Source organism: Rhizobium sp. WSM1274, from assembly GCF_025200775.1.
In the GTDB taxonomy this organism is placed as follows: Bacteria; Pseudomonadota; Alphaproteobacteria; order Rhizobiales; family Rhizobiaceae; genus Rhizobium; species Rhizobium leguminosarum_I.
The window spans coordinates 50,620-76,882 of sequence record NZ_CP104138.1 but is presented as its reverse complement, the minus strand read 5'-3'; the positions used below and the strand labels follow the sequence as shown (position 1 = coordinate 76,882).

27 protein-coding genes are annotated in these 26,263 nt (G+C 61.7%); 11 read left to right on the top strand and 16 right to left on the bottom strand.

What is annotated here, in order from left to right; genetic code table 11:
* Positions 1–76 precede the first annotated feature (76 nt).
* Positions 77–1,153: a sensor histidine kinase gene (locus tag N2600_RS00390; protein ID WP_260297651.1), complete on the top strand. Its 1,077-nt coding sequence runs from the start codon at positions 77–79 to the stop codon at positions 1,151–1,153.
* 180 nt (positions 1,154–1,333) lie between these two features.
* Here N2600_RS00390 and N2600_RS00385 read toward each other — a convergent pair.
* From N2600_RS00385 to N2600_RS00370, 4 genes are all read right to left on the bottom strand, one after another.
* A protein-coding gene (locus tag N2600_RS00385) for an IS630 family transposase (protein WP_162115351.1) occupies positions 1,334–2,282 on the bottom strand; the annotation gives its coding sequence in 2 pieces (ribosomal slippage) (positions 1,334–1,945 and positions 1,947–2,282; 948 coding nt in all).
* 128 nt (positions 2,283–2,410) lie between these two features.
* Positions 2,411–2,965: a fasciclin domain-containing protein gene (locus tag N2600_RS00380; protein ID WP_222386630.1), complete on the bottom strand. Its 555-nt coding sequence runs from the start codon at positions 2,963–2,965 to the stop codon at positions 2,411–2,413.
* 122 nt (positions 2,966–3,087) lie between these two features.
* The gene (locus N2600_RS00375) at positions 3,088–3,807 is read right to left on the bottom strand and encodes an anti-sigma factor (protein ID WP_260297650.1); all 720 of its coding nucleotides are present in this window, start codon (positions 3,805–3,807) and stop codon (positions 3,088–3,090) included.
* On the bottom strand, positions 3,804–4,343 hold the full coding sequence (locus tag N2600_RS00370; protein WP_260297649.1) for a sigma-70 family RNA polymerase sigma factor: 540 nt from the start codon (positions 4,341–4,343) through the stop codon (positions 3,804–3,806). Before N2600_RS00370 ends, N2600_RS00375 begins: the two co-directional genes overlap by 4 nt.
* Before the next feature lie 143 nt (positions 4,344–4,486).
* Between N2600_RS00370 and argB the strand changes: the two genes are divergently transcribed.
* Together argB and N2600_RS00360 are read left to right on the top strand one after the other, a co-directional pair.
* Complete coding sequence (gene argB, locus N2600_RS00365) at positions 4,487–5,374, top strand: acetylglutamate kinase (RefSeq protein ID WP_018068726.1); 888 nt, start codon at positions 4,487–4,489, stop codon at positions 5,372–5,374.
* A 68-nt stretch (positions 5,375–5,442) separates the two neighbouring features.
* Positions 5,443–6,591, top strand: coding sequence for an alpha-hydroxy acid oxidase (locus tag N2600_RS00360; protein ID WP_260297648.1), 1,149 nt, complete (start codon positions 5,443–5,445; stop codon positions 6,589–6,591).
* 171 nt (positions 6,592–6,762) lie between these two features.
* Here the strand turns inward: N2600_RS00360 and N2600_RS00355 are convergent, their stop codons facing one another.
* Together N2600_RS00355 and N2600_RS00350 are read right to left on the bottom strand one after the other, a co-directional pair.
* Positions 6,763–7,533, bottom strand: a complete 771-nt coding sequence (locus N2600_RS00355) for an isocitrate lyase/PEP mutase family protein (RefSeq protein ID WP_260297647.1) — start codon at positions 7,531–7,533, stop codon at positions 6,763–6,765.
* Complete coding sequence (locus N2600_RS00350; RefSeq protein ID WP_260297646.1) at positions 7,530–8,606, bottom strand: bifunctional transcriptional activator/DNA repair enzyme AdaA; 1,077 nt, start codon at positions 8,604–8,606, stop codon at positions 7,530–7,532. Before N2600_RS00350 ends, N2600_RS00355 begins: the two co-directional genes overlap by 4 nt.
* A gap of 102 nt (positions 8,607–8,708) precedes the next feature.
* Here N2600_RS00350 and N2600_RS00345 point away from each other — a divergent pair, with 102 nt between their 5' ends.
* Positions 8,709–9,416, top strand: a complete 708-nt coding sequence (locus N2600_RS00345) for a pyrimidine 5'-nucleotidase (RefSeq protein WP_260297645.1) — start codon at positions 8,709–8,711, stop codon at positions 9,414–9,416.
* 104 nt (positions 9,417–9,520) lie between these two features.
* Positions 9,521–10,159, top strand: coding sequence for a calcium-binding protein (locus N2600_RS00340; protein ID WP_260297644.1), 639 nt, complete (start codon positions 9,521–9,523; stop codon positions 10,157–10,159).
* A 98-nt stretch (positions 10,160–10,257) separates the two neighbouring features.
* Here the strand turns inward: N2600_RS00340 and N2600_RS00335 are convergent, their stop codons facing one another.
* Positions 10,258–11,124, bottom strand: coding sequence for an LOG family protein (locus N2600_RS00335; RefSeq protein ID WP_222386623.1), 867 nt, complete (start codon positions 11,122–11,124; stop codon positions 10,258–10,260).
* A gap of 193 nt (positions 11,125–11,317) precedes the next feature.
* Here N2600_RS00335 and dapD point away from each other — a divergent pair, with 193 nt between their 5' ends.
* From dapD to N2600_RS00320, 3 genes are all read left to right on the top strand, one after another.
* Positions 11,318–12,178 carry a 2,3,4,5-tetrahydropyridine-2,6-dicarboxylate N-succinyltransferase gene (dapD, locus tag N2600_RS00330; RefSeq protein WP_260297643.1) on the top strand — a complete coding sequence of 287 codons (861 nt, stop codon included), beginning with the start codon at positions 11,318–11,320 and terminating at the stop codon, positions 12,176–12,178.
* A 101-nt stretch (positions 12,179–12,279) separates the two neighbouring features.
* Positions 12,280–13,473 carry a succinyl-diaminopimelate desuccinylase gene (dapE, locus tag N2600_RS00325; protein ID WP_260297642.1) on the top strand — a complete coding sequence of 398 codons (1,194 nt, stop codon included), beginning with the start codon at positions 12,280–12,282 and terminating at the stop codon, positions 13,471–13,473.
* A complete protein-coding gene (locus N2600_RS00320; protein ID WP_222292513.1) occupies positions 13,460–14,056 on the top strand; it encodes a hypothetical protein in 597 nt (198 codons plus the stop codon). The genes dapE and N2600_RS00320 overlap by 14 nt, the downstream gene beginning before the upstream one ends.
* Here the strand turns inward: N2600_RS00320 and truA are convergent, their stop codons facing one another.
* The 6 genes from truA to N2600_RS00290 form a co-directional block, all read right to left on the bottom strand.
* A complete protein-coding gene (truA, locus tag N2600_RS00315) occupies positions 14,057–14,881 on the bottom strand; it encodes a tRNA pseudouridine(38-40) synthase TruA (protein ID WP_260297641.1) in 825 nt (274 codons plus the stop codon).
* Positions 14,881–15,816 carry a methionyl-tRNA formyltransferase gene (gene fmt / locus N2600_RS00310; RefSeq protein ID WP_260297639.1) on the bottom strand — a complete coding sequence of 312 codons (936 nt, stop codon included), beginning with the start codon at positions 15,814–15,816 and terminating at the stop codon, positions 14,881–14,883. Before fmt ends, truA begins: the two co-directional genes overlap by 1 nt.
* Positions 15,817–15,836: 20 nt before the next feature.
* Positions 15,837–16,259, bottom strand: a complete 423-nt coding sequence (locus N2600_RS00305; protein ID WP_260297638.1) for a type II toxin-antitoxin system VapC family toxin — start codon at positions 16,257–16,259, stop codon at positions 15,837–15,839.
* Complete coding sequence (locus N2600_RS00300; protein WP_260297637.1) at positions 16,256–16,540, bottom strand: FitA-like ribbon-helix-helix domain-containing protein; 285 nt, start codon at positions 16,538–16,540, stop codon at positions 16,256–16,258. Before N2600_RS00300 ends, N2600_RS00305 begins: the two co-directional genes overlap by 4 nt.
* 64 nt (positions 16,541–16,604) lie before the next feature.
* Complete coding sequence (gene def / locus N2600_RS00295; protein WP_222292507.1) at positions 16,605–17,120, bottom strand: peptide deformylase; 516 nt, start codon at positions 17,118–17,120, stop codon at positions 16,605–16,607.
* Positions 17,121–17,217: 97 nt separating this feature from the next.
* Positions 17,218–18,714, bottom strand: a complete 1,497-nt coding sequence (locus N2600_RS00290; protein ID WP_260297636.1) for a globin-coupled sensor protein — start codon at positions 18,712–18,714, stop codon at positions 17,218–17,220.
* Between the two features lie 203 nt (positions 18,715–18,917).
* On the opposite strand from N2600_RS00290, the gene N2600_RS00285 reads away from it, so the two are divergent.
* The 3 genes from N2600_RS00285 (at position 18,918) to N2600_RS00275 (ending at position 23,827) form a co-directional block, all read left to right on the top strand.
* The gene (locus N2600_RS00285; RefSeq protein WP_260297635.1) at positions 18,918–20,144 is read left to right on the top strand and encodes a DNA recombination protein RmuC; all 1,227 of its coding nucleotides are present in this window, start codon (positions 18,918–18,920) and stop codon (positions 20,142–20,144) included.
* A 104-nt stretch (positions 20,145–20,248) separates the two neighbouring features.
* Positions 20,249–21,148 (top strand): ribokinase, encoded by a 900-nt coding sequence (locus N2600_RS00280; protein ID WP_260297634.1) that lies wholly within the window; start codon positions 20,249–20,251, stop codon positions 21,146–21,148.
* Between the two features lie 345 nt (positions 21,149–21,493).
* On the top strand, positions 21,494–23,827 hold the full coding sequence (locus N2600_RS00275; RefSeq protein ID WP_260297633.1) for a methyl-accepting chemotaxis protein: 2,334 nt from the start codon (positions 21,494–21,496) through the stop codon (positions 23,825–23,827).
* Between the two features lie 88 nt (positions 23,828–23,915).
* Here N2600_RS00275 and ptsN read toward each other — a convergent pair whose 3' ends face one another.
* From ptsN to N2600_RS00260, 3 genes are all read right to left on the bottom strand, one after another.
* Positions 23,916–24,380 (bottom strand): PTS IIA-like nitrogen regulatory protein PtsN, encoded by a 465-nt coding sequence (ptsN, locus tag N2600_RS00270; protein ID WP_017966761.1) that lies wholly within the window; start codon positions 24,378–24,380, stop codon positions 23,916–23,918.
* 70 nt (positions 24,381–24,450) lie between these two features.
* Entirely contained in the window at positions 24,451–25,026 is a 576-nt protein-coding gene (gene hpf, locus N2600_RS00265; protein ID WP_017958734.1) for a ribosome hibernation-promoting factor, HPF/YfiA family, read from the bottom strand.
* Between the two features lie 293 nt (positions 25,027–25,319).
* Positions 25,320–26,243 (bottom strand): DMT family transporter, encoded by a 924-nt coding sequence (locus N2600_RS00260; RefSeq protein ID WP_260297632.1) that lies wholly within the window; start codon positions 26,241–26,243, stop codon positions 25,320–25,322.
* Positions 26,244–26,263: the final 20 nt, after the last annotated feature.

The following is a 26,263-nucleotide window of genomic DNA, read 5'->3' as shown; positions in this document are numbered from 1 at the left end:
GCGTCCCCGCAGTTTTTAAGCCAACGCTTAATTCTCCTGCCGTGTCGGGAGCAGCCGTGTCCACGAGTAATATTTGATGACCGATAGCAAAGACCAGCCCCTTTCGCCCGAAGGTGTGGACAGCCTGCCTCACCTTGCCGAAGCCCTTGATGATAGCCGGTTTCGGCACTTTCTCGATCATGTCCCATTCGCGGTGGCTGTCTCCGAACTCAGTGGCAATGAACCGCTGATTTACGTCAACCTCGAATTCGAACGGCTGACGGCGCTGGAGGCAACCGAGGTCCAGGGAAAACCCTGGCCGGAAATTGAATTGAGCTTCACCGCCGTCTCCGGAGAGGTGCCGCTCACCGCCGCCGTGACTTCTGCGGAGGAGTATATCGGTGCCTTCTCGCTGGTGGCCGAACCCGAGAGCACCGTCATTGTCGATGTCTGGTCGAATACCATCGTTGACGATGATGACACCCCACTTTTCCGTTTGGTGGCTTTTGCTGCCCGCAATGAGACGACGGCCGCTGAGAGCTTCGGCGAACTGCTGACGGAGAAAGATGTCCTTCTGCGGGAACTTCAGCATCGCGTGAAGAACAATCTGCAGATGATCACGGCGCTCATCCGAATGGAGGCGCGCAATGCTCAACAGAATGAGGAAAGCGAAAGGTTTGCGCGGCTTGCCGGGCGGATTGAAGCCTTGGCTCTGCTCTATCGCTCGCTGTCGGACGAAGAGAAGGGCGCCACGATCGATCTTGGCACCTATGTGAGCCAGATTGCCGCTTCTGTGATGGCGGCCCATGCGGTGGAAGGGATCAGGCTGGACATGAAGGTCGATACCTGGCCAGTCTCCGTCGATGTCGCCATGCCGGCCGGCCTCGTCATCAATGAACTCCTCACCAATACGCTGAAGCATGCTTTCGTGGGGCGCGATGGCGGCGAGATCACGCTTCGCTGTGTCGTCAGCGATACCGGCTGCAGGATTACCGTTGCTGATAACGGGGTCGGTCTTCCTCAGGATGTGACCTGGCCGCAGCCCGGGAAGCTCAGCGCGATGATCGTACAGTCGCTGAAACAGAATGCCCGCGCCGAGGTTGAAGTCACCTCGTCCCCTGACACCGGCATGAGTGTCAGCCTCGTCTTCCCGAGAGCTGATGCGGCCCAATAGAGCGGCGCGCGTCTTTTCAGATGCGCTAAGGACGCTCTATCTGCGCGGAATTTTTTCTTGGGGCGCCCTTAGAGCGGTTCAGCTTTCCATGGACGCACAGAACCGCTCTAACCTTTTGTTTTTGCGCAATTCCGGACGGAAAACCGCTCTGCACTTTTCCTGGAATTGCTCTAGAGCGTTTCAGGTTTTGACGGAAGCGTATCCGGCATTGTCGAAGTAGTTGCTGCATTCGCTGGGCTCGATGGTTGTGACGAGGTGTCCGATGTGGCGCCAGGTGTCATCGATGGTTCGCTTCTGAGCCAGGCGCATCCAGTGCTTGATTTTGGCGAAAGCCTGTTCGATCGGATTGAGGTCGGGGGAGTATGGCGGCAAGTACCAGAGCCGAGCACCAGCGTTGCGGATCATCTGACGGATGGCGACCGACTTGTGGGAGCCGAGATTATCCATCACGACGATGTCGCCGGGTTTGAGCACCGGTACGAGTTGCTGCTCGACATAGGCGCGAAAGCACTCACCGTTGATCGGTCCATCGAAGACACAGGGTGCGGTAAGCCGATCGCAGCGCAACGCGCCGAGGAAAGTCAGGGTGCGCCAATGTCCGTGCGGCGCGAAGCTGCGCAGGCGTTTGCCCTTCGGCCCCCACCCTCGAAGCGGCGCCATGTTGGTCTTGATCCAGGTTTCATCGATGAAGACCAGCCGTCTTGGATCGAGGCCAGCCTGCCAGGATCGCCAGCGCTGTCGCCGTCGCGCGACGTCAGCGCGCGCCTGCTCAAGGGCGAACAGTGTTTTTTTTGAACCGCAATCCCTCACGCCGCAGGAACTGCCATACCGTATCGTGGGATACCTTCACCCCTCGCGCGGCCAGCTCTTCCTTCAACCTGTGCAGTGACACATGCGGCGTCTGGTTGATCCGCTCCACGATAAACGCCCGATGCGGCTCCAGAACCCGCTTGCGGTGGCCGCCCATCTTCCCAGGCGCGACAGATCCGCTCGAACGATAACGCTGCGACCACTTTACCGCTGAAGACACGGCAATACCGAACCGCGCCGCAACCGACCGGCAGCTCTCACCGGCTTCGATTGCAGCAACAACACGCTCACGAAGATCATTGGAAAGAGGTCGCGTCATTCGATGCTGGCCTCCACTCCAGCCAGCATCTTGAATCACAAAACACACAAAAACGGAATCCCTTCCGATTCAACTAAATCCGGATACGCTCTAGGAGCGCCCCAATGCGTCTGCCGATTGGAGCGGGCTTACATCTTCGGCAGCAGCACCTTGTCGACGACGTGGATGACGCCGTTCGATTGTTTGACGTCGGCGATCGTCACATGGGAGACACCGCCGTTTTCGTCGGTCAACGTGATCTTACCCATGCTTTCCTTGGCTTTCAGCACACAGCCGCCGACGGTCTTGATGTCGTGCTCGCCGCCGTCATCCTTGATCAGCTTGGCAACGGTCTTGGCCATCGCATCGGCGGCAACGACGTGGCAGGTCAGGACCTTGGTCAGCGTCGCCTTGTTTTCCGGCTTCAGCAGCGTATCGACGGTGCCTTTCGGCAGCGCGGCGAAAGCTTCGTTGGTCGGGGCAAAAACGGTGAAAGGACCCTTGCCCTCGAGCGTGCCGACCAGGCCGGCGGCCTTGACGGCTGCGACCAAGGTCGTGTGATCCTTTGAATTCACGGCGTTCTCGATGATGTTCTTGCTATCGAACATGGCAGCACCGCCAACCACCGGGTTTTTCGCGGCGGCAAAGGCGACAGCGGACATGGCGGCGGCGAGCGCGACGCCGCGCAATACGGACTTGATCATGATTTTCTCCTCACCGGACCATCCGCGGGCTTTATGCCTGAGCGTCGTCCGGACATTTCGAACTACGGAGGGCCGTGCGGAAGAGTTTCAGGCAGGAGAATATGATTTATGGCCGGCGCAGATTATGGTCGGCGCAGGGGGCCGCTTGCGATCACCGGGCCGGTCGTCTGGCCGGTCGGCGAGCCGCCGAAGGGTTCGAGGCTGACGGCAAGTGTTGCGCCATCGGCGACCTGGCTGCGCAGATCGGCGGGAATGACGAGTTCGCCGCTTTCGCCCGGCTGGAAAACGCCGAGCGGTTTCGGCAGGCCGCTGCCCGGCACCAGCCAGAGTTCCAGCGACTTCTCCTTCGGCTTGCCGGCCGCGACTGGCACGATCTTCAGCCGGCCGCTCTGCAGCTCGTAGGAGGCGAGAAGATTGATGGTGCTGTTCTGGCCTGAAAGCGAGGCCACCAGCGGTGCCGGCCCCTGCGGCTGCGGCACCACGCCGGAGGCGAAGATGACGGCGCTGACGGCGACGACGGCGCAGGCGAAGCTCAGCGAGCGCCAGAAAACGGCGGAATTCCAAAGCCCTTGCGAAAAGGATGCGGGCTTTTGGCCATCGCCGAAAAGCCGCGCCTCGATCTGCTTGAAGGTTTCCCGGTTCGGAACGACACCTTCATACTCGTCGTTGAAGGCGGAGAGGTTGGTTTCCCAGCGGCTGACGATCGCAGCGAAAGGCCGGTCGTGGCGCATCCGCTCTTCGACCACCCGGCGATCCTGCAACGACAGGACGCCAAGCACATATTCGCCGGCGAGAACCTCGTCGCGGGAGCGGTCTCCCTTGCTTTTGTCGGGCGATGTCATCGTTCCATGCACTCTCTCAGTTTCAAGAGGCTGCGCCTGAGCCAGGTCCGCATCGTGTTCAGCGGGACACCAAACTGATCGGCCAGTTCCTGATAGCTCAGCCCTTCGACATAAGCCCGTTTCACCGCGACCGCACGATCAGCTTCCAACTCTTCCATGCAGGTGTCAATCCGCCTTCCTTCATCCTTTGTCATGGTCTGTCTTTCCGGATCTGGTCCGGCATCGGCGAGATCATAGACCGTATCCAATTCGTCGGCGACGGGCTTGCGCGCCCGCAGCGCATCGATCGACCGGTTGCGAGCAATCGCAGCCAGCCACGCCGAGGACGAACCCGAAGCGACGGAGAAGCTGCGAGCGCGCTGCCAGATGCCGATATAGACTTCCTGCAGGACCTCTTCGGCTTCCGTGCGATCCTTCACGATACGCAGGCAGATCGAGAAAAGTTTCGGTCCGGTCTGATTGTAGAGGGCTGCGAAAGCCCTGCGATCGCCGAGTGCGACGCGGCCGATCAGGTTTGCAATCTCATCGCCTTGCATGCCGTTCCCCATATCAAGCTTGCGTGCGCCGGACGGTAGCGGCTGCCGGCTTCGCGCCAGATACGAAAAACTATTGCCCTCTGGATTATTCCCTCTGTCAGAAAGTTGCGATAAAAGGCCGCGAACAATTCTGCGGGGTTCCCATGAACGAAACCGAAAGCGAAATGCAGGCACGGCTTCTGGCCAAGGCGCTGCCCTTCATGCAGCGCTACGAGAACAAGACGATTGTCGTGAAATATGGCGGCCACGCCATGGGTAATCCCGAGCTCGGCAAGGCCTTTGCCAGCGACATCGCCCTTTTGAAGCAGTCCGGAGTCAACCCGATCGTCGTTCATGGCGGCGGCCCGCAGATCGGCGCCATGCTGAGCAAGATGGGCATCGAATCGAAATTCGAGGGCGGGCTTCGCGTCACCGACCAAAAAACGGTCGAGATCGTCGAGATGGTGCTCGCCGGCTCGATCAACAAGGAAATCGTCGCCCTCATCAACCAGACCGGCGAATGGGCGATCGGCCTTTGCGGCAAGGACGGCAACATGGTCTTCGCCGAAAAGGCGCGCAAGACCGTGAAGGATCCGGATTCGAACATCGAGCGCGTGCTCGATCTCGGCTTCGTCGGCGAAGTGGTCGAGGTCGACCGCACGCTGCTCGATCTGCTCGCCCGTTCCGAGATGATCCCAGTCATCGCGCCCGTGGCGCCTGGCCGTGACGGCGCCACCTACAATATCAATGCCGATACCTTTGCCGGCGCCATTGCCGGCGCGCTGAACGCCACCCGGCTGCTGTTCCTGACCGATGTGCCGGGCGTGCTCGACAAGAACGGCCAGCTCCTCAAGGAGCTTTCCGTCGCCGAAGCCCATGCGCTGATCGCCGACGGCACGATTTCGGGCGGCATGATCCCCAAGGTCGAGACCTGCATCGATGCGATCAAGGCCGGCGTGCAGGGTGTCGTCATCCTGAACGGCAAGACTGCCCATTCCGTGCTGCTCGAGATCTTCACCGAGCACGGCGTCGGAACGCTGATCGTTCCCTGATCGAGGCTGCGCCCTTCACCACCAAGGGCGGATCTTTCTCACATGGGAACAGGATATCGAGGAAAGAAATGCGCCTGACAGATTGCTATAATTTTCACGATTTCCGGCGCATGGCCAAACGGCGTCTTCCCGGGCCGATATTCGACTATATCGACGGCGGCGCCGATGACGAGGTGACGTACCGGCGCAATACGGCGGCCTTCGAGGCTTGCGATCTGGTGCCTAACGTTTTGCGCGGCGTGGCCGAGGTCGACATGTCGGTGACCGTCATGGGGCAGAAGCTCGCAATGCCGGTCTATTGCTCGCCGACGGCGTTGCAGCGGCTTTTCCACCACCAGGGGGAGCGGGCGGTCGCAGCGGCGGCGGCAAAACACGGCACGATGTTCGGCGTCTCCTCGCTCGGCACGATCAGCCTGGAGGAAGCGAGACGGATCAGCAGCGGACCGCAGGTCTATCAGTTCTATTTCCACAAGGACCGCGGCCTCAACCGCGAGATGATGGCGCGAGCGAAAAATGCCGGCGTGCAGGCGATGATGCTGACGGTCGACAGCATCACCGGCGGCAACCGCGAGCGCGACAAGCGCACGGGCTTTGCCATTCCCTTCAAGCTCAATCTTGCCGGCATGACCCAGTTCGCGATCAAGCCTTCCTGGGCAATCGACTGGTTGACGCACGAGCGCTTCCGGCTGCCGCAGCTCGAAAACCACGTCAAGATGGATGGCGGCACGTTGTCGATCAGCCGATACTTCACCGAGATGCTGGACCCTTCGATGTCGTGGGACGACGTGGCGGAGATGGTGCGCGAGTGGGGTGGGCCATTCTGCCTTAAGGGCATCATGTCGGTCGAAGACGCCAAGCGCGCGGCCGAGATCGGCTGCAGCGGCATCGTGCTTTCCAACCATGGCGGGCGCCAGCTCGACGGCTCGCGCAGCGCATTCGACCAGCTGGCCGAGATCGTCGACGCCGTGGGCGACCGGATCGACGTGATGATGGATGGCGGTGTGCAGCGGGGAACGCATGTTCTTAAAGCGCTGTCGCTGGGGGCGAAGGCTGTCGGGCTCGGGCGCTACTATCTCTTCCCGCTTGCCGCTGCCGGACAGCCCGGCGTCGAACGGGCGCTGGAGACGATGCGCACCGAGATCGAGCGCGGCATGAAGCTGATGGGCTGCACCTCGATCAGCCAGCTCAGCCGGCGGAATCTGCGCTTCCGTTCCTGAGCGGAGCGGGATTTCATTCCGGAGCCGCAGCCTTTCTCACTAAAGCGCGTCGCGATCTTTCGGATTCGCTCGTCGCGCTTTAGCTCTTTGTTTTTCGCATGCCGTTGTCGCAAAACCGCTGCACACTTTTGCGCGACATGCTTTGGATCTGCGGTCCTCGGGCATTCGACGTCAGAGCGGGCTATAGATCGTCGCCGCCTCCTGTTTCAGCTTTTCCATCATCGACCGGTAAGGCCCCGGACCATAACTGACGCGGCCGACGCCGAGCTTGGCCAGCGCCTTCACATCGGGGGCGCCTGTTCGCATCATGATGTTGACCGGCAACGGCGAGGCGGCACAGATCTTCTCGATCAAGGCGGGATCGATCAAGCCAGGCACGAAGAAGCCGCTGCCGCCGGCGGCCGCATAGGCCTTGCCGCGCTCGATCGCCTCGTCGACCAGACCGGCATGTTTGGAAAGATCGCTCTCTGCCAGGAAGAGATCGGTGCGAGCGTTGATGAAAAAGGGAATGCCCTTCCCTTCGGCCATGGCGCGAATGGCGCGGATGCGGGCCGCCTGCCTCTCGGCCGGATAAAGCCCGCCACCGCCGATCACCTGATCCTCGAAATTGATGCCGACGGCACCGACATCCACCAGCTTGGCGACGTTGGCGGCCGCTCCCTCAGGCTCGGCCGAATAGGCGCCTTCGAAATCGACCGAAAGCGGCAGATCGACGACAGCGGTGATGGATTTCGCCGTCTCGACCAGCACCGACATCGGCAGCTTCTCGCCGTCGGCATAACCATGGGCAGCGGCGACCGACCAGCTTCCCGTGGCAAGCGCCCTGGCGCCGGCATCGGCGACGGCCTTTGCCGTGCCGACATCCCAGATATTGTAGAGAACAACCGGGTCGCCCTTGCGGTGCAATGCGTCGAATGCCTTGGCCTTTTCAATCTGATTCATGCCGTCTCCTCCATGTTAGGTGCGTGTGCTCTGATCTTCCCTTCATGCCGCAGCAACCATTGCTTGCGCCATAGTCCGCCACCATAGCCGGTCAACGAACCATCCGCGCCGAGGATGCGGTGGCAGGGCACGATGATGGCAAGCTGGTTGGCGCCGTTGGCGCGGCCGACAGCGCGCACGACCTCCGGCCTTTCCATCTCCCTCGCAAGATCGCCATAGGCGCGCGTCTGGCCGGCAGGAATCTCCATGAGCTTTGCCCAGACGTGCTTTTCAAAGGGCGTGCCACCAAGGGCCAATGGCGTTCTGAAAACCGTCAACCGCCCTTCGAAATAATCCCGGATTTCTGCTTCAACCTGGTCGATCGCCGGCGTGCGGCCGATCGCAACCGAGGAGCGGACACGCTTCTGCAGCGCCTCGAGTTCGGTCGGCAGTGCCTTACGGTCGTGGAATTCGAGAAGATGCAGATGCGTCTTGTCGGCGACGGCCACCATCGGCCCGAGCGGGGTGTCGAACCAGTCGGCAAAGAGTAGTTCGCGGTTCTGCGACAGCGCCGGCGCCTTGCCGACGAGTCGCTGAAAGGCCGTCCGGAAACCGCTTGGAGAGTCGTATCCCGCCTCAAGCTGAGCATCGATGACGCGCGCGCCATCGGCCAGTTGCCGGGCCGCTTCGCCCAGCCTGATATAGCGGACGATATCGTGGAAGGTCATGCCGAGCCTGCGTTTGAAGGCACGGCGCACGGTCGAGGGATCGTGGCCGCGGCGCACAAGCTCATCCTCGGTCCAGCGCAGCTGCGGCTCGCGGTCGAGTGCGGCAAGCAGCTCGTCGACGATCGGCTCCCTGCCCGGCTGCTCCAGCGGCCTGCAGCGCTGGCACGGGCGGAATCCCGAGTGCATGCAGGCGGCGATCGTGTCGAAGAAGAGCGTATTTTCCCGCTTCGGCTTGCGCGCCGGGCAGGTCAGACGGCAGAAGATGCCGGTCGTCTTGACGCAGACATAGGCCTGGCCCTCATAATCGGCACTGCGCGCGATCAGGGCATCATAGAGCGTATCATCGTCGGGGCGTTCGAAAAGCATGAGCGCTTTCTAGCATTCCGTGCCTGCGCCGTCCGCCGAAAATCGGGCGTCTATTCTTTCTTGCCGATTTCCTTGGCGGATAAGCCGTGCCATAAGACCGCCATGACCAAGATCGACCGCACGCCTAATAAAACCGATTTCCAGCACGTCACAGACTGGGTCTTCGACCTCGACAACACGCTCTATCCGCATCATGTCAATCTCTTCGCGCAGATCGACAAGAACATGACTGCCTATGTCGCTGCACTCTTGCAGATGGAGCGGAAAGAGGCGCGCAAGCTGCAGAAGCAATATTACCTCGAGCATGGTACGACCCTGCAAGGCCTGATGATCCATCATGGCATCGACCCGAACGACTTTCTCGAAAAGGCGCATGCGATCGACTACACGGCGCTGACGCCGCAGCCGGAACTCGGCGAGGCGATCAAGGCGCTGCCGGGGCGCAAGTTCATCTTCACCAATGGCAGCGTCAAACATGCCGAAATGACGGCGGAGGCGCTCGGCATCCTCGAGCATTTCGACGACATCTTCGATATCGTCGCTGCCGACTACGTGCCGAAGCCGGCGCAGGCGACCTACGACAAGTTCACGGCGCTGAAGCGGGTCGAAACCACCAAGGCGGCGATGTTCGAGGATCTGCCGCGCAACCTGACGGTGCCGAAGGCGCTCGGCATGCAGACCGTGCTGCTGGTGCCGCGCAATCTGGAAGAGACGGTCGTCGAATGGTGGGAGAAGACCAGCGGCGAGGAGGATCATATCGATTTCGTCACCGACGATCTCGCCGCTTTTCTCCGCGGGATTATCGGCTGAAGCATTACCAAGTTTTCATTCATCTTACCGATGTTTAACTGGGTCTTGCGAGCCTGCTGCCATATCTTCTTTCGTGAGGGGACACCTTACGAAAGGCAAACACGATGTACCGCAACAAGCTGATACTGGCAGCGCTTTCCTCCACCCTCATCTTCGGCGCCGCCGCCGGGGCAGGTTTTGCCGCACCGGGTGACGGACCGCGCCAGCATGCCGGCATGGGCCGGCCCGGTCCGGGAGCTGCCTTCCGCGAAATCACCTATGTCCGCATGCTGAAGCAGTTCGACACGAACAAGGACGGACAGATCTCCAAGAACGAGGCGACCGCCGGCATCGACAAGATCTTCGCTTCGATCGACACCAACAAGGACGGTTCGCTGACACCGGGCGAAATCCGTGAGTACCGGAAAACGCAGATGCAAGCGATGAGAGATCAGCGCAAACAGGAGGCCGGCGAAAACAAGGATGCGAACGCCGCACCCACGGCACCTGAAACCGCCGACAACAATGACCAGGGACGACCGCCGCGCGACGGCCACGACGGTCGTGACGGACATCGCTGGATGCGCCATGGCGGCAACTTCATGCGCGCCTCGCTGATGATGCAACGGATCGACACCGACCAGAACGGCCAGATCTCCAAACAGGAAGCCGAAGCCGCCTTCGACAAGCTGTTTGCGCGAATGGACCGCAACAAGGACGACGTCATCTCGATCGACGACATGCCGGACCGGCCGCTTCTGTAGGGCCGGACGAACCGTTCCTCCCGCTCCATTCCCGCTCCGGCAGAAAGGAGCGGGGGGAATTGTGAATGCGTGTCGTTCGGCCGAACCGCGCTTGAGCCTTACTCGCGGTGTTCGTAGAAATCCTGCACGATCTTCCATGCCGCTTCTGCCGTATCGACGAAGCTGATCAGCTTTACGTCGTCCGGCGCGATCGTGCCGAATTCGGCCAATGCCTCGAAATTGATGATGCTCCGCCAGAACGCCTCCCCGAACAGGATCAACGGCAGGCGCTCCATGCGGCCGGTCTGGATCAGCGTCAGGCATTCGAAGAATTCGTCAAGTGTGCCGAAGCCGCCGGGAAAGACGGCGATCGCCTTGGCGCGCACCATGAAGTGCATCTTGCGGATGGCGAAATAGTGGAAGTTGAAGCTGAGTTCCGGCGTCACATAGGCGTTCGGCGCCTGCTCGTGCGGCAGTACGATGTTGAGGCCGATCGAAGGTGCGCCCTCGTCGGCCGCGCCGCGATTGCCCGCCTCCATTACCCCGGGGCCGCCGCCGGTGACGATGACATATTCTTGGAAATTCAAGGTGGCCGAATATTTCGAGCAGAGCCGGGCGAATTTGCGCGCCTCGTCATAATAGACGGAGGCCGCCTCCAGGTTGACGCGCTGGATATCGTTGCGGGCTGCCCAGGCGCTCTGGCCGGGGGCGGGAATGCGGGCGCCGCCGAACATGACGACGGTCGACCTGATGCCGCGCTCGGTCAGCATCATCTCCGTCTTCAACAACTCCAGCTGCAGGCGGATCGGCCGCAATTCCTCGCGGCAGAGGAAATCCTCGTCGACATAGGCAAGGCGGTAGGCAGGCGACAGCGTCTGCGGCGTCTTCGGCACGGCTTCGGCGCGCTGCCTGTCGGTCGAACTGCTCTTCAGCGGGTCCCATACGCCATCCTTGCGCCGCGAACCGCCGTTTCGTCCCTTCGCCATGTCGAAATGCCTTTCAGTATTGCCGGCTTCGAAGCCGGATATGTCGCTATAACGTCTTGAATCCAGGTATCATCTTGTCGGAAAAATCTTTCCGTTCTACGGCTTCATGCTGTAGAGCAGGGTAAAACCCCGCCAACCACAATTTCGGAGACACCCCGTCTCCACGATAAAGATCGAAGTTTAAGGAATTCTCATGAGCGCCACCGACCTCGCATCCCTCGAAAAGATCATCGAAGCCGCCTTCGACAATCGCGACAATGTGAACACGTCGACGAAGGGCGAGGTTCGCGATGCGGTCGAATCAGCCCTCGATCTGCTCGATGCCGGCAAGGCCCGCGTCGCCGAACGCTCCGCCGACGGCGCCTGGACGGTCAATCAGTGGCTGAAGAAGGCCGTGCTGCTCTCCTTCCGCCTCAACGACATGGACGTGGTCAAGGGCGGCTCGGGCAATTCCACCTGGTGGGACAAGGTTCCTTCGAAATTCGAAAACTGGGGCGAGAACCACTTCCGCGCCGCCGGCTTCCGCGCCGTGCCGAACTGCATCGTGCGCCGCTCGGCCTATATCGCCCCGAACGCCATCCTGATGCCCTCCTTCGTCAATCTCGGCGCCTATGTCGGCGAAGGCACGATGGTCGATACTTGGGCGACGGTCGGCTCCTGCGCGCAGATCGGCAAGCATGTGCATCTCTCCGGCGGCGTCGGCATTGGCGGCGTGTTGGAACCGATGCAGGCCGGCCCGACGATCATCGAGGACAATTGCTTCATCGGTGCCCGTTCCGAGGTGGTCGAAGGCTGCATCATCCGCGAAGGCTCGGTGCTCGGCATGGGCGTCTTCATCGGCAAGTCGACCAAGATCGTCGACCGCGCCACCGGCGAGGTGAGCTACGGCGAAGTGCCGCCTTATTCCGTCGTCGTCGCCGGCTCGATGCCGTCGGGCAATGCAACGATGGGCAACGGCCAGCCGGCGCCGCATCTCTACTGCGCCGTCATCGTCAAGCGCGTCGATGAAAAAACCCGCTCGAAGACCGGCATCAACGAGCTGCTCAGAGATTGATGACTTCAGGACATTGATCCGGTAAACAGACGGCGTCTTTTTACGCGAGGCGGCCCCGCCTTGCCATGTCTTTGCCATTCCCGCCGGATAGTTCGACCGCTATGACCGCTACCGATCCCGTCGCCAATCTTCAGATGCTGATTCGTTGCCCCTCCGTGACGCCCGCCGAAGGCGGCGCGCTCACGGCGCTGGAGGCGATGCTTGCGCCGCTCGGCTTTGCGGTCGACAGGGTGAAGGCGAGCGAAGAGGGAACACCGGAGATCGAAAATCTCTATGCCCGTCTCGGCAAGGACGGCCCGCATCTGATGTTTGCCGGCCATACCGATGTCGTGCCAGTCGGCGACGAAGCCGCTTGGACGCATCCGCCGTTTGCCGCCGAGATTTCCAAGGGCGAGCTTTTCGGCCGCGGCGCCGTCGACATGAAGGGCGGCATCGCCTGTTTTGTCGCCGCCGTCGCCCGCCATGTCGAGAAAAACGGGCCGCCCAAGGGCTCGATTTCCTTCCTGATCACCGGCGACGAGGAAGGTCCAGCGATCAACGGTACGATCAAGCTGCTGCAATGGGCGGCCGAATGCGGCGAGCGCTGGGATGCCTGCCTGGTCGGCGAACCCACAAATCCGGACAGGCTCGGCGACATGATCAAGATCGGCCGGCGCGGCTCGCTGTCGGGCAGGATCACCGTTCACGGCGTGCAGGGCCATGCCGCCTATCCGCATCTCGCCGACAATCCGGTGCGCGGCATGCTGCAGCTGACGCACGCGCTGATGGACCCGCCGTTCGACGGCGGCACCGACGATTTCCAGCCGTCGAACCTGGAAGTGACCACGGTCGATGTCGGCAATCCGGCGACCAACGTCATTCCGGCCAAGGCGTCGGCGAGCTTCAACATCCGCTTCAACGACAGCTGGACCGTCGAAACGCTGCGGGCCGAAATCCTGCGCCGTCTTGACGCCGCCGCCCGCGATGGCGCCTTGCGGCCGGGCCGCGACCCGGTGAAATACGATATCGTCTGGGCCGACCGGCCGAGCCATGTCTTCCTGACGCGCAACAATGCGCTGATCGCCTCGCTGTCATCGGCCGTCGAAAGCATTTCCGGCCAATCGCCGCGGCTTTCGACCACCGGCGGCACATCGGATGCGCGCTTCATCAAGGATTACTGCCCGGTCGTCGAGTTCGGCCTCGTCGGCCAGACGATGCACATGGTCGACGAGCGCGTCGCTGTCGGCGATCTGGAGACGCTGACGGCGATCTACGAAACCTTCATCGCCCGCTGGTTCGCCAATGCCGGGCTTTAGAGAGGTTCAGTATTACCTGGCCGGCCTCTGGCTGCTGATCCGGCTGGATTCGCGCGGCTTCCGCTACCTCGACATGTCCGAGCGCGGCGTCAACCGCTCGTTCTGGGCGATGGCCTGGTGCCTGCCGCCGATGGGCATTTCCTGGCTCTGGTGGCGGCAGGCCTTCCTGCGCTCTATGCCGCCGGAAGCCGATGTCGATTTTGCCTTCTATTTCAGGCTCGGCCTCGTCGAGGTCGCCAACTGGTTCGTGCCGCTGGTCTTTGCCGGGCTGCTGCTGCTTGCTTTTCGCATGGGCGAGCGTTTCGCCCCGGTCGTCGTCAGCGTCAACTGGCTCGGCGTGCCGCTCTCCTATATCAACGGGCTGCTGCTGGCGCTGGTGTTCTTCCTGCCCGGCTCCGTCGGCCTCGTCTCGCTGCTGCTGCTCGCCTTCATGCTAGCGCAGGTCTTCGTGCTGGCGCGCATTCTCCGGATGATCTGTCACGGTCATGCGCTGATGGTCGGCGCGATGACACTGGTGCTGCTCGTGCCATCGATGATCCTTTCGGAATATCTGCAGCACTTCCTCGGCATCTATCCTGCCTGATCAAGCCTCCGATAGATCATCGCTTTCATCGGCACCGTCATCATTAACGGTGACCGGCCTCCGGCGGTCGGGAATCACGTCGGGATAATCCACCTGCATGAAATAGAGCCCGTCCGGCGGCGCCACCGGGCCGCAGGCCTTGCGGTCGCGCGCCTTAAGCGCTGCCTCGACATCATCAGGCGTCCACTTGCCTTCGCCGGCAAGCTTCAGCGTGCCGGCGAAGGAACGGATCTGATTGTGGAGGAAACTCTGCGCCGTGGCGCGGATCTCGATCAGCTCGCCGTTACGCGTCACATCCAGCCGGTCGAGCGTTCGCACCGGGCTGTTTGCCTGGCAATGGGCGGCGCGGAAGGTAGAAAAATCGTGCCGACCGACCAGCCGCTGGGCGGCGGCGTGCATGACCTCGTGATCGAGCACCTTCGGCACCCACCAGGCCTTGCCGGCTTCGAGCGCCAACGGCGCCCGGCGACTGACGATGCGATAGAGGTAATGGCGCCGTAGCGCCGAAAAGCGCGCATCAAAGAATTCGGGAGCCACCTCGACGTCGAGAATGGAGACACGCTCGCCGGCAATCCTCAGATGCGCGTTCAAGGCATTCTGCAGCTGGTAGGGCGACCAGTCCTTCGAAAGATCAGCATGAATCACCTGCCCAATGGCGTGGACGCCGGAATCGGTGCGTCCGGCGCCGCGCGCCGAGACCGTCTCGCCGGTCAGCGACAGCACCGCCGCCTCGATCGCGCCCTGCACCGAGGGGCCGTTCTCCTGCCGCTGCCAGCCGACATAGGGGCCGCCGTCATATTCGACGGTCATGCGGAAACGCGGCATCAGCTAAGCCTCGTGCCCGCCGCAAGCGGCGTGCCCCTGAGGAAGTCGGCCGCCGCCAGCGGCTTGCCGCCGGCCTTCTGCAGCCTGGTCAGCCGCACAGCACCCGAAGCGCAGGCAACCACGAGATCGTCCGTCAGCAGTTGCCCGGCCGCACACTGACCTTCAGCCAGTTCGGACCCCAGCACCTTTACCCGTTCCGACTTACCGCCGATCTCCAGCTCGAACCAGGCCCCCGGAAACGGCGCGAGGCCGCGGATGTGATTGTGCACATCCCGCGCATCGCGGGCGAAATCGATGCGGGTCTCGGCCTTGTCGATCTTGGCGGCGTAAAGCACGCCGTCTTCCGGCTGCGGCGTCAGCGGCAGGTCGTTCATCTCGAGTTTCACCATAGCCTCCGCCATCGCCTTGGCGCCGACCAGCATCAGCCGGTCGTGCAGCTCGCCAGCGGTCATGTTCGGACCGATCTCGACCTCGCGGGTGAGTGCGACGGCGCCGGTATCCAGACCCTTGTCCATCTTCATCACCATCATGCCGGTCTTTGCGTCGCCGGCCATGATCGCCCGCTGGATCGGTGCCGCACCGCGCCAGCGCGGCAGCAGCGAGGCATGACCGTTGTAACAGCCATCCCTTGTCCCGTTCAAAATCGCTTCCGGCAGCAGCAGCCCGTAGGCAACGACGACGCCGACATCGGCATTGAAAGCACGAAACCTCTCGCGCTCCTCGGGGTCCTTGAAATTGACCGGGGTGAAGACCGGCAGGCCGAGCAGTTCGGCCGCCTGGTGCACCGGCGATTTCTGCAGATCGAGCCCGCGCCGCCCGCCCGGCCGCGGCGGCTGCGTATAGACCGCAACGATCCTGTGGCCGGCATCGACGAGCAGGCGCAGGGTCGGAACCGAAAACTCCGGAGTTCCCATGAAGATGATGCGAAGAGACATTTTATCTCGCCAATTGAGGATCAACCGTCTTCAAACGGGTTTACGAGCTTGAGATCAAGCCCTTCGAAATCTCGGGTGTTGCGGGTCGCAAGCGTCGCGCCGTTTGCAAGGCAGATGGCGGCAATCACGGCATCCTGGACCGAAATCGGCCGTCCCATGTTCTCGCGTTTCGCCCGCAAGCGACCGGTTGCCATGGCCGTTTCCAAATCCCAGCCGGCGATACGATCGCGAAACTGGCCTTTCACCAAATTCTCGATCGCGCGAGAGAAGCGGTCCGATCCTGTCTTCAAGAAAACCCTTTCGGCTCCGTAAATCTGCTCCATCAAGCCAACCGTGCAAAGCCAGATTCTCGAACCATCCTGCCGCAGTATCCAGGCCTTCACGTTTTCATTCGGCAATGGCCTGGCGAACTCGGAAATCACATTCGTATCGAGAACGATCATTCGAAATCCTCGAACGGCCGGCCGAAATCGTTTTTCCGCGCCGCCTCGATTTCGTCCATGATTGCAGCGAATTCATCGTCTACCGCGTTTTCGCCGACGAAAGCGGCGCGTATCGCTTCATAGGCCGACGAAGTCTCTTGCTTTGCTTCGGTTTTTCTTTTCAGCGCTTCCCGCAAAAGCTCCTTGGCCTCGTCAGAAAGGCTGTTTCCGCTCCGCTGCGCCGATTCCGCAATGTCTCGCTTCATTGCCTCGGAAATATTTCTGATCAGAAAATCACCCATTCGGCACCTCCGTCATGATATCAGTGATATCATAGTGCCTCGCCGGCAAATTTTCAACGCAGCGTCAGAGCGCCTTGGACTTCGCTGCCTTGGTGAATTTCTTGATCACCATCTCCCGCTTCAGCCGCGATATGTGATCGATGAAGAGCACACCGTTCAGGTGGTCGATCTCGTGCTGCAGGCAGGTGGCGAGCAGGCCGTCGGCTTCCACGGTCTGTTCCTTGCCGTTGCGGTCGAGATACTTGACCGAGACGGTGGCCGGGCGTTCGACCTCGGCATAATAGTCTGGAATCGAAAGGCAGCCTTCCTCATAGACGGAGCGCTCGTCGGAGGATGTCAGGATCTCCGGATTGATGAAGACCTGCGGCTGCTTTTCCTCGCCCTCGCGCGAGATGTCGATGACGAGCATGCGGCGCGGCACGCCGATCTGGATGGCGGCAAGGCCGATGCCCGGCGCGTCGTACATCGTTTCCAGCATATCGTCGGCAAGACGCTGGAGGTCGGCATCCACCCGCTCGATCGGCTTGGACAGCTGGCGGAGAACGGGATCGGGAAGAATGATGAGTGGCTTGATGGTCATGGCGTTCCCATAACCCATCTTTTCCGACTATGGAATTATCCGGCAGGCGGGGAATACGCTTTTTTGCATCCCCGCCTGGAATTTTGCCATATTGGCCTCAAGCAGCCCGTCGAGCAGCACCGGCGGAACGTCCCTCCGGCCGGGCGCGGAAGCGCCGCAGCAGCTCAATCAGGCTCTCCACCTCATCCTTGAGCCGGCGGGTTTCCGCCGAGGAGTGCTCGACCATGTCCGAATTCTGCTGGGTGATCACACCCATGTTGCGGACGGCGAGGCTGACCTCGTTGACGCCGGTCGCCTGATCGCGGGCAGCCGCGGCGATATCGGCGACGAAACGGTTGATGATATCGATGCGGCTGATCATATCGCTCAGCGCCTCACCGGTGCTGGAGACGATGCCGACGCCCTCGTTGACTTGGGTCGAGCTCTGCGAGATCAGGTTCTTGATCTCCTTGGCCGCTTCCGCGGTCCGCTGGGCGAGCTGGCGGACCTCCTGGGCGACGACCGCAAAGCCCTTGCCGGCATCACCGGCGCGGGCCGCCTCAACACCGGCGTTCAGCGCCAGCAGGTTGGTCTGGAAGGCGATCTCATCGATAACGCCGATGATCTTGGAGATCCCGGTCGAGGATTTCTCGATGCCGGCCATCGCCGAAACGGCGCTGGTGACGAGTTCGCCGGAGTTCTTCGCCTTCTCTTGCGTCTCGCGCACCGCGGCCGAAGCCTTCTCGGCATTGGCGGCCGTCTGGCCGACGCTGACAGACAGCTGCTGCAGGGCGGCCGAGCTCTCCTCGACGCCTGCCGCCTGCTGGGCGGTTCGTAGCGCCAGATCGTTGGTCGCATTGGATATAACGTCGGCGCCGCTCATGATATGGCCCGAGGTCTCGCGTACGGAGGCGAAGGACTGGCTTAGCGCCCTGACGGCGCGGTTGTAATCCTCGGCCATCTGCCTGAAATTGCCCGGCAGGTCGGACGGCAGGGTGGCTTCAAGATCGCCTTTCGACAGCGCTTCCAGACCGCGGCGCAGTTGCTCCAGGGCGATCGCCTGGTCGGATTCGGCCTGGGCGCGCTCTTCTTCCAAGGCGCGACGCTTGGCTTCGAGCGTTTCCAGATAGACCGAGATGGAATAATCCATGTCGAGCATGCCTGATTTGATGACGGCTGACAGCTTCTCGGCCAATGCCTTGCCCTCTCGGCGCGCAAAGATCGACGGCCACTGCTTCTCCATGATGCCTTTGACGAGCTCGGACATGACGATGGCGTAACCGCCGATATACCAGCGCGGCTCCAGCCCGATGCGGGCGTGGGTGCTGCCGACTGCGGTCACGCCGTTGACATAGCTCTCATCGAACGCGCCGCCGGCAAGATTGGCCCAATGATCCTGCTGGCGCTTCTTGGCATGGCCGACGTGATTCTTATCGGCGAAGAAGCCGGCGACAGCAGGGGTCTTGGCGATCTTGGCGTAGAATTTGTCGAGGGCGCCGCCGATCAGCTCTGATATCACAGGGCGCAGATCCCGCATCGACTTGCGCGCCGCCTCATCCAGTTCGATGAAATCGAGGCGCTGCCTGAGGGCATTGTCGGTCTGCTGGGCGGTCATGGAGATCTCTGTACTTGGCGCGCGGCGCGGGACGGAATTTCTGCGCCGCAGGTTTTGGCCAATATGGTTGAGCAATCGTTAAATCGGACGGCGATTTCTTCTCGCCGAGCGAGAAGAGCGATAGCGTGCGAGGATATTGCACGCCGTCCATTCCGTTCACGTTTTGATCTATATATCGCCGTTTCTTCTGTTATGCTTGCCGCATGACCATCCATTCCGAATCGCTCGCCCTTTCCCTTGCCTCGATCAGTCCGGCCATGCTGGCGCTTGCCGGCGGCGTTCTCGCCGCCCTCGCCCTGCTAGTGATCGTGCTTCTGCTGCGCGGCGCCAGCCTTCGCCGCGAGCAGGCGGAGGAAGCGAGCTTTCGTGCCGAGGAAAACGAAGCGCGGATGGCCGAGCTTTTGAAGATCCAGGCCGAGATGCAGGGCCGCATCGCGGCGATGACCGAGGTCTTCGGCGCGCGGCAGAGCGAACTCAACCAGACGATCAGCCAGCGCCTCGACGGCATGTCGCAGCGCATGAGCTCGACGATCACCGAGCAGACGAAATCGACGCATGAGAACCTGCAAAGGCTGCAGGAGCGGCTGGCGGTCATCGATGCCGCGCAGAACAATATCCAGACGCTCGCCAAGGATGTCGTCGGACTGCAGGCCATTCTGTCCAACAAGCAGACGCGCGGCGCCTTCGGCCAGTCCAGGATGGAAACGATTGTTGCCGACGGTCTGCCGATGGGCGCCTACGCCTTCCAGCAGACGCTGTCCAACGGTTCACGGCCGGACTGCACGATCCGCATGCCGAACGGCGCGCCGCCGCTGGTGATCGACGCGAAATTTCCGCTCGAAGCCTGGAACGCGATCCGCGACGCCGGCAGCCCCGAGGCAGGCAAGATCGCCGGCCAGCAGTTCCGCCGCGATATGGAAATCCATATCCGAGACATTTCCGAGAAATATCTGATCCAGGGGGAAACGCAGGATACGGCCTTTCTCTTCGTGCCATCCGAATCGATCTTCGCCGAGATCCACGAGCACTTCGAGCCGGTGGTGCAGAAGGCGCACCGCGCGCGTATCGTCATCGTCTCGCCGTCGCTGCTGATGTTGTCGATCCAGGTCATCCAGGCCGTGCTCAAGGATCAGCGCATGCGGGCGCAGGCGCATCTGATCCAGGGCGAGGTGGCAATCCTGATGGACGATCTCAGCCGCCTCGACGAGCGGGTGCGCAAGCTGCAAGGCCATTTCGCCATGGCGCAGAAGGATATCGACATGGTGGTCACGTCGGCCGACAAGCTGACCAAACGCGGCGCCAAGATCGAAGCGCTGGAATTTGAGGCGGGCGGCGGCGATGCACCCCCCGCCCGCGACGGCGAGGCCGCGGTCAAATCGGTAGAAAGCCGCACCGGTCTTCTGAAGCTCCGGGTGGTTGACGAGGAGTGATCGCTTCGGGCAGTGTCTCGCCCGCATGAAACAGTAGGAGCATGATGTCGGCCGAAAACCGATCACACTTTTCGGCATCATGCTCTAGAAGACGGGACACATTCATGATCACAGTTTTCGGGTCCATCAACATGGATCTCATCGCCACGACCGAGCGCCTGCCGAAGCCCGGTGAGACGGTGGCCGGCAACGGCTTTGCGACGGCCGCCGGCGGCAAGGGCGCCAACCAGGCGCTGGCAGCGCGGCGCGCCGGCCGCTACGTGCATATGGCCGGCGCCGTCGGCAAGGATGCTTTCGCTGCGGAGGCGCTGGCCCTGCTCGATGATGCAGGCACCGACCTTTCCCTCATCAACCATGTCGACGGTCCGACAGGCACGGCGCTGATCCTTGTCGGCGGCGACGGCGAGAACATGATTGCCGTCGTTCCCGGCGCCAATGGCCAGGTCACGCCTGCCGATGCCGAGACGGCGATCGGCCGCATGAACGAAGGCGATATCCTGATGCTGCAGCTCGAAGTGCCAGCTGCTGCCGTCGAACGTGCGCTGTCGGCCGCCCGCGCCAAGGGCGTCACCAGCATCCTCAACCTCGCGCCGCTGATCCCCGATGCGCCGCGTCTCGGCCGACTTGCCGATATCGTCATTGCCAACGAAACCGAGTTCGAGCGGCTTGCCGGACAGGAGGGCATGGACGCCCAAGCACGCGAGGCAGCCCTTGCGCGCCTGCATGCGGAGACGGGCCAGACGCTGATCGTGACGCTCGGTGCCGACGGGGTCGTCGCCATCCGCGACGGGGCGATTTCACGAGCGCAGGGTCTCAAGATCGAACCTGTCGATACGGTCGGCGCCGGAGACACATTCTGCGGCTATTTCGCTGCCAGCCTCGACGAAGGCCTCGATTTTGTCTCGGCGCTGCGTCGTGCGGCGGTTGCCGGTTCGCTCGCATGCCTCAAGGCCGGGGCGCAACCTTCGATCCCCTTGAGCGAGGAAGTCGCAGACAGGATATAGGGGCGTCTCTTTGCGAAACCGCCGGCGAAACGCCCTGTAATTCAGGGCGTTCCGGCAGTTTTCCTTGTCTCGACCGATCGAGTTTCATTCAAATTTAAGAGATTTCCGGCGATGTTCCTCGTGGCCGCCGGTTCCCTGCGCTTTTGGAATCCAGCTGTCGACTGCATAATTCCTTAAATCGGAATCGATTTAAGGATGAAATTATGCAGCCATTCAAAGTGCTACAGCGTCCTTTGCGCGTCTCGAAAAGACGCACGGCGCTGTAGGCGGCTGCCCCATGATGGGGCGAGCCTTCGCTCCTGCGCCGGAGAATGCCCGTTCGGCGCATCCTTGCCCGAGGACCCCATGTTCATTTTTCGCATGAAATCGCTTGCCGCGAAACTCATCGTCATCACCGGCATCGCCATCGCGCTTGTTCTCATCGTTTCGAATTTTTTCCTCATCGGCCAGACCCGGGATCGCGTCCAGACGCTGACGATGGATCAGGCCAACCTCGAAGCGAAATCGATCGCCAATGAAATCGCCGCCAATGTCGGCGAACTCGCCAGCGCCGCTCGCACCATGTCGGGCGTCATCGGCCGCGGCCATGAAGGCAAGTCGCTCGACCGCAAGGGCATGATCAACGTACTGAAGGCCAATCTCGAGCAGAATGCCTTCGCCTTCGGTAGCTGGTTCTGCGAAAAGCTCGGCGCGCTTGACGGCAAGAGCACCGAGATCGCCAACAACAATGACGAAGGCACCAACAAGAACGGCGCCTTCACGCCCTACTGGTCGAAGACCAAGGACGGCGGCATCCAATATTCGACCTTCGACAATGATTATACCGCCGCATGGTGGAAGCTTGCCGCCGACAGCGGCAAGGGCGCGATCACCACGCCCTATATGGCCGAGGGAACGGACGTGCCGACGCTGCTGACCTCGATTGCCTATCCGGTCATGTCTGGCGGCAAGATGATCGGCGTCGGCGGTGTCGATATTTCGCTGAAGTCGCTGACCGACAAGCTGCAGGCGCTGCATCCGTTCGGCTCGGGCCGCGTCACGCTGCTGTCGCAGGCCGGCAACTGGATCGTCGCGCCGATCCCCGACCTTATGACCAAGGAATATGACGGCGAGGGCGCCGACATCGTCAAGACGGCGCTGTCAAGCAAGCAGCCCGGTCTGGTCAGGGACCTCACCTATGACGGCCTCGATCCCTTTGATCGCGTCGTCTATCCGTTCGCGGTTCCCGGCGTCAACGCCACCTGGGTCGTGCTCGTCGACGTGCCGCACACGGCGATCAACGCGCCGGTGCGAGACCAGACCTACGTGATGATCATCAACGGGCTGATCGTGCTTGGCGCCGTCATGCTGGCACTCTATTTCGCGGTCCGCTCTTTCGTGCAGCGGCCGCTCGGCGGGCTCGTTGCCAGCGTCAAGGCACTGAGCGACGGCCAATATGGCGAACCGATCGCCGCCCAGGACCGCAGCGACGAAGTCGGCTCGGTCGCCAAGGCGCTCGAAGGCTTCCGCTTCACGCTCGCCGACAGCCGCCGCCTCGAAGAGGAGGCCGCCGACCAGCGGCAGGCCGCCGAGACCGAGCGCAGCCGCTCGGAATCGGAACGCCAGCAATCGGTGTCGCTGCAGCGCCATATCGTCTCGATCGTTGGCGCCGGCCTTTCCGCGCTGTCGCAGGGCAATCTCAGTCATCGCATCACCGACGAATTTCCCGGCGAATACGGCAAGCTGAAACAGGATTTCAACGCCGCCCTTGCGAGCCTCGAAGAGACGATCAACACGATGAACCTCAGCGTCGCCAACATCGGCTCCGGCACCGGCGAAATCAGTAACAGCGCTTCCGACCTCGCCAAGCGCACCGAGCAGCAGGCCGCAAGCCTGGAAGAGACGGCGGCGGCGCTCAACGAGCTCACCGCGCAGGTCGATTCCAGCGCAGAAAATGCGCGCACGGCAGCCGACAACGTCAACCTCGCCTGCCAGGATGCGGAAAAGTCCGGCGAAGTGGTACAGAAGGCGATTGCCTCGATGCAAGGGATCGAACAATCTTCGACGGAGGTTTCGCGGATCATCGGCGTCATCGACGAGATCGCCTTCCAGACCAACCTGCTCGCCCTGAATGCGGGTGTCGAGGCGGCGCGTGCCGGGGAAGCCGGCAAGGGTTTTGCCGTCGTCGCCCAGGAGGTGCGTGAACTTGCGCAGCGTTCGGCCAATGCCGCCAAGGAAATCAAGACGCTGATCAACACCTCGGCCGTCCAGGTCAAGGAAGGCGTCGATCTCGTCGGGCGCGCCGGCGGCACGCTGCACAAGATCGCCGAACAGGTGATGGGCATCAATGACCTCATCCGGCAGATCTCGGCATCGGCCAGCGAACAGGCTGTCGGCTTGAAGGAAATCAACCAGGCCATGAACCAGATGGACCAGGTAACGCAGCAGAACGCGGCGATGGTGGAGGAAGCGACTGCTGCGAGCGTCGCACTCAACGACGAGGCACAGACGCTGAAGCAGCTCGCCACCCGCTTCAATGTCTCAGGTTCGAGGAACGCCGCAGCGCTTGCCTCGGTCGCACAAAAGATGCGGGCGCCGGCAGCCGCGGCCCCTTCGCCTCGCTCCCCGGCGGTCCGTCGCTCCGTTGTTCCGTCGCGCGGGTCCGCGGCCGTGGCGCAAGACAGCTGGGAAGAGTTCTGATCGTTCAACCCCTCATCATGTAAAAAGGCGCCTGAGAGATCAGGCGCCTTTTGCATTCGAGAATAGATGCGTTATCGCGCGGCGTGCGTCAGGCAGCGTTCGACGCCTGCTCTTCGTTGAGGAAGGCATAGATCGCCTGGGAGGAATCGGTGGCGCGCAGCTTGGCGACCAGATCGTGATCGCGCAGCACGCGGGCGATCCGCGACAGAGCCTTGAGATGATCGGCGCCCGCGCCCTCCGGCGCAAGCAGCAGGAACACGAGATCGACCGGCTGGTCATCCAGCGCCTCGAAATCGACCGGCTGCTCCAGCCGGGCGAAGATACCGACGATCGAATGGATGTTTCCCAGCTTGCCGTGGGGAATGGCGATGCCGTTGCCGACGCCGGTCGAGCCCAGGCGTTCGCGCTGCAGGATAACGTCGAAGATCTCCCGTTCGGAAAGCCCGGTGATCCTGGCGGCTCTTGCGGCCAGTTCCTGAAGCAACTGTTTCTTGGAATTTACTCTGAGGGCGGGAATGATCGCATCCTGATGGAGCAAATCTGCCAATGCCATTTCTTTTTCCTTCTGTCGCCGGGATCAAATGCAAGGAGCGGCGGCAACACCGCCGCTCACCACGCTGATCTCAGCCTTTGATACTGGCTGAATCGATCCAGCCAATATTTCCGTCGTGCCGACGGTAAACGATGTTCAGATGTTCCTTGCCGGGGCTGCGGAACAGGAGAAGCGGCTCGTCGGTCATGTCGAGCGCCATCACGGCGGTGGCGACCGACATGGTCTTCAGCTGCTTGGTGCTTTCAGCGACGATCGCCGGAGCGAAATCGTCGGCGATTTCATCATCGTGATCAGGAACGGAATCCATAACCGTGTAGGAGACCTCTGCAAAACCATTCAGATGGTTTCCGGCGTGATGGTCCTTGAGCTTGCGCTTGTAACGCCGCAGCCGTTTTTCGATCCGCTGGGAGGCGGCGTCGAAAGCCAACTGCGGGTCGGTCGCCTCGCCGGCCGCATGCAGTACCACCCCGCTGTCGAGATGCAGCTTGCAGTCCGCCGAGTAACGGGAACTCGCCTTTTCCACGGTCACCTGGCCGGAATATCCCCCGTCGAAGTATTTCGTGATGGCCATACCAATTTGGTCCTCGATCTTTTGACGGAAGGATTCACCAATTTCCATATGTTTCCCGGATACACGCACACTCATGGAGTTTCCCTTCTTATGGTCGTTTGCGGGTATCAGTTTACGCCAAGCCTCGGGTTCATCCAAGCACTTCGCACAATCTCAAGCAAGATCGGCTTAGGCCCGCGGGTCCTTGGTACCCTTCTGATGCTGGGGATAACTCCAGATGCCGTTCGCGGCATCGATTGCGGCGGGCTTCTAGCCAGAGGCTACCGAAAAGTCAATAGGGCGGAGAATCACCATCGCCCACGCCCGGGTAACGTGTAGTCGATACCTTGCTTGGCAAAGTTATGCCGCCGATTGCCACCCCATCCACTTTATGCGCCTCGCGCTTGCGTTGCGCTCGTCCTCGCGGGGATCGTCATGGCTGCGACACCTGATATGACGCAGACGAGTCCGATCCAGGCCGTCTGGCTCAGCCTTTCGCCGAGAAAGACGATGCCGATTGCAACACCGATCGGCACTCTGAGATAGGCTTGCGAGGTGGTTCCGACCGAACCCAGCGTCTGGACGAGACGGAAATAGATCGTGAAGGCAAGGGCCGTCGAAAAGGCGGAGAGGGCAAGCAGCGCCAGCATCGATGCCGCCGACGGATTGAGCTCCCATGGCCGATCGGCGACGAGGCTAACAGGCAGGAGAACGACCGCGCCTGAAATCAACGAGCCGGCCGCCGGCACTGCGGGATCGAGCCCCTTGAAGGTCTTGCTGAAAATCGCGGCACCTGCATAACAGATGGTCGCCAGGATGATGGCAAGCTGCGCCATCAGGCTATCGCCGAGACCGTCGAGCGCTTCGACGCCGATGACGAGGCAGATGCCGACAAGCCCGGCGATGACGCCGAAAAGCCTTCGCAGCGTCATCTGCTCATGGCCGGTGATCAGCACGGTCAGCAGGAAGGTGAAGATCGGCGTTGCCGAATTCAGGATCACCGCCAATCCGGCATCGACGGACTGTTCTGCCCAGGCAATCAGCGTGAAGGGGACGACGCTGTTCAGACAGGCCTGAACGAAAAACCGGCGCCAGGTCGCACCATCGCGCGGCAGGCGGACACGCCGGCGGCGCAGCACGGCAAGCAGAATGCCGCCGGCAATCAGCGTGCGGGCGGCGATCAGCGTTATCGGCGGGATCGTCTCGACGCCGATCTTGATGAAGCTATAGGAGGAACCCCAGAGGCTCGCCAGCACCAGCAGCAGGAAAAGCTCCCTGGCAAGGTTCGGATTTTGCGGCGTCATGGTCGGCATTTCGATTTCGTTGAAGACAA

Coding starts and splice junctions, on each gene's coding strand:
- N2600_RS00390 (WP_260297651.1), top strand. CDS start 77: ATGACCGATAGCAAAGACCAGCCCCTTTCGCCCGAAGGTGTGGACAGC.
- def (WP_222292507.1), bottom strand. CDS start 17,120: ATGACCATCAAGCCACTCATCATTCTTCCCGATCCCGTTCTCCGCCAG.
- N2600_RS00280 (WP_260297634.1), top strand. CDS start 20,249: ATGATCACAGTTTTCGGGTCCATCAACATGGATCTCATCGCCACGACC.
- N2600_RS00350 (WP_260297646.1), bottom strand. CDS start 8,606: ATGCTTTTCGAACGCCCCGACGATGATACGCTCTATGATGCCCTGATC.
- N2600_RS00380 (WP_222386630.1), bottom strand. CDS start 2,965: ATGATCAAGTCCGTATTGCGCGGCGTCGCGCTCGCCGCCGCCATGTCC.
- N2600_RS00375 (WP_260297650.1), bottom strand. CDS start 3,807: ATGACATCGCCCGACAAAAGCAAGGGAGACCGCTCCCGCGACGAGGTT.
- dapE (WP_260297642.1), top strand. CDS start 12,280: ATGACCGCTACCGATCCCGTCGCCAATCTTCAGATGCTGATTCGTTGC.
- N2600_RS00370 (WP_260297649.1), bottom strand. CDS start 4,343: ATGCAAGGCGATGAGATTGCAAACCTGATCGGCCGCGTCGCACTCGGC.
- argB (WP_018068726.1), top strand. CDS start 4,487: ATGAACGAAACCGAAAGCGAAATGCAGGCACGGCTTCTGGCCAAGGCG.
- truA (WP_260297641.1), bottom strand. CDS start 14,881: ATGCCGCGTTTCCGCATGACCGTCGAATATGACGGCGGCCCCTATGTC.
- N2600_RS00300 (WP_260297637.1), bottom strand. CDS start 16,540: ATGGGTGATTTTCTGATCAGAAATATTTCCGAGGCAATGAAGCGAGAC.
- N2600_RS00285 (WP_260297635.1), top strand. CDS start 18,918: ATGACCATCCATTCCGAATCGCTCGCCCTTTCCCTTGCCTCGATCAGT.
- N2600_RS00305 (WP_260297638.1), bottom strand. CDS start 16,259: ATGATCGTTCTCGATACGAATGTGATTTCCGAGTTCGCCAGGCCATTG.
- N2600_RS00345 (WP_260297645.1), top strand. CDS start 8,709: ATGACCAAGATCGACCGCACGCCTAATAAAACCGATTTCCAGCACGTC.
- N2600_RS00260 (WP_260297632.1), bottom strand. CDS start 26,243: ATGCCGACCATGACGCCGCAAAATCCGAACCTTGCCAGGGAGCTTTTC.
- hpf (WP_017958734.1), bottom strand. CDS start 25,026: ATGAGTGTGCGTGTATCCGGGAAACATATGGAAATTGGTGAATCCTTC.
- N2600_RS00340 (WP_260297644.1), top strand. CDS start 9,521: ATGTACCGCAACAAGCTGATACTGGCAGCGCTTTCCTCCACCCTCATC.
- fmt (WP_260297639.1), bottom strand. CDS start 15,816: ATGTCTCTTCGCATCATCTTCATGGGAACTCCGGAGTTTTCGGTTCCG.
- N2600_RS00360 (WP_260297648.1), top strand. CDS start 5,443: ATGCGCCTGACAGATTGCTATAATTTTCACGATTTCCGGCGCATGGCC.
- N2600_RS00290 (WP_260297636.1), bottom strand. CDS start 18,714: ATGACCGCCCAGCAGACCGACAATGCCCTCAGGCAGCGCCTCGATTTC.
- N2600_RS00320 (WP_222292513.1), top strand. CDS start 13,460: ATGCCGGGCTTTAGAGAGGTTCAGTATTACCTGGCCGGCCTCTGGCTG.
- N2600_RS00355 (WP_260297647.1), bottom strand. CDS start 7,533: ATGAATCAGATTGAAAAGGCCAAGGCATTCGACGCATTGCACCGCAAG.
- dapD (WP_260297643.1), top strand. CDS start 11,318: ATGAGCGCCACCGACCTCGCATCCCTCGAAAAGATCATCGAAGCCGCC.
- ptsN (WP_017966761.1), bottom strand. CDS start 24,380: ATGGCATTGGCAGATTTGCTCCATCAGGATGCGATCATTCCCGCCCTC.
- N2600_RS00275 (WP_260297633.1), top strand. CDS start 21,494: ATGTTCATTTTTCGCATGAAATCGCTTGCCGCGAAACTCATCGTCATC.
- N2600_RS00335 (WP_222386623.1), bottom strand. CDS start 11,124: ATGGCGAAGGGACGAAACGGCGGTTCGCGGCGCAAGGATGGCGTATGG.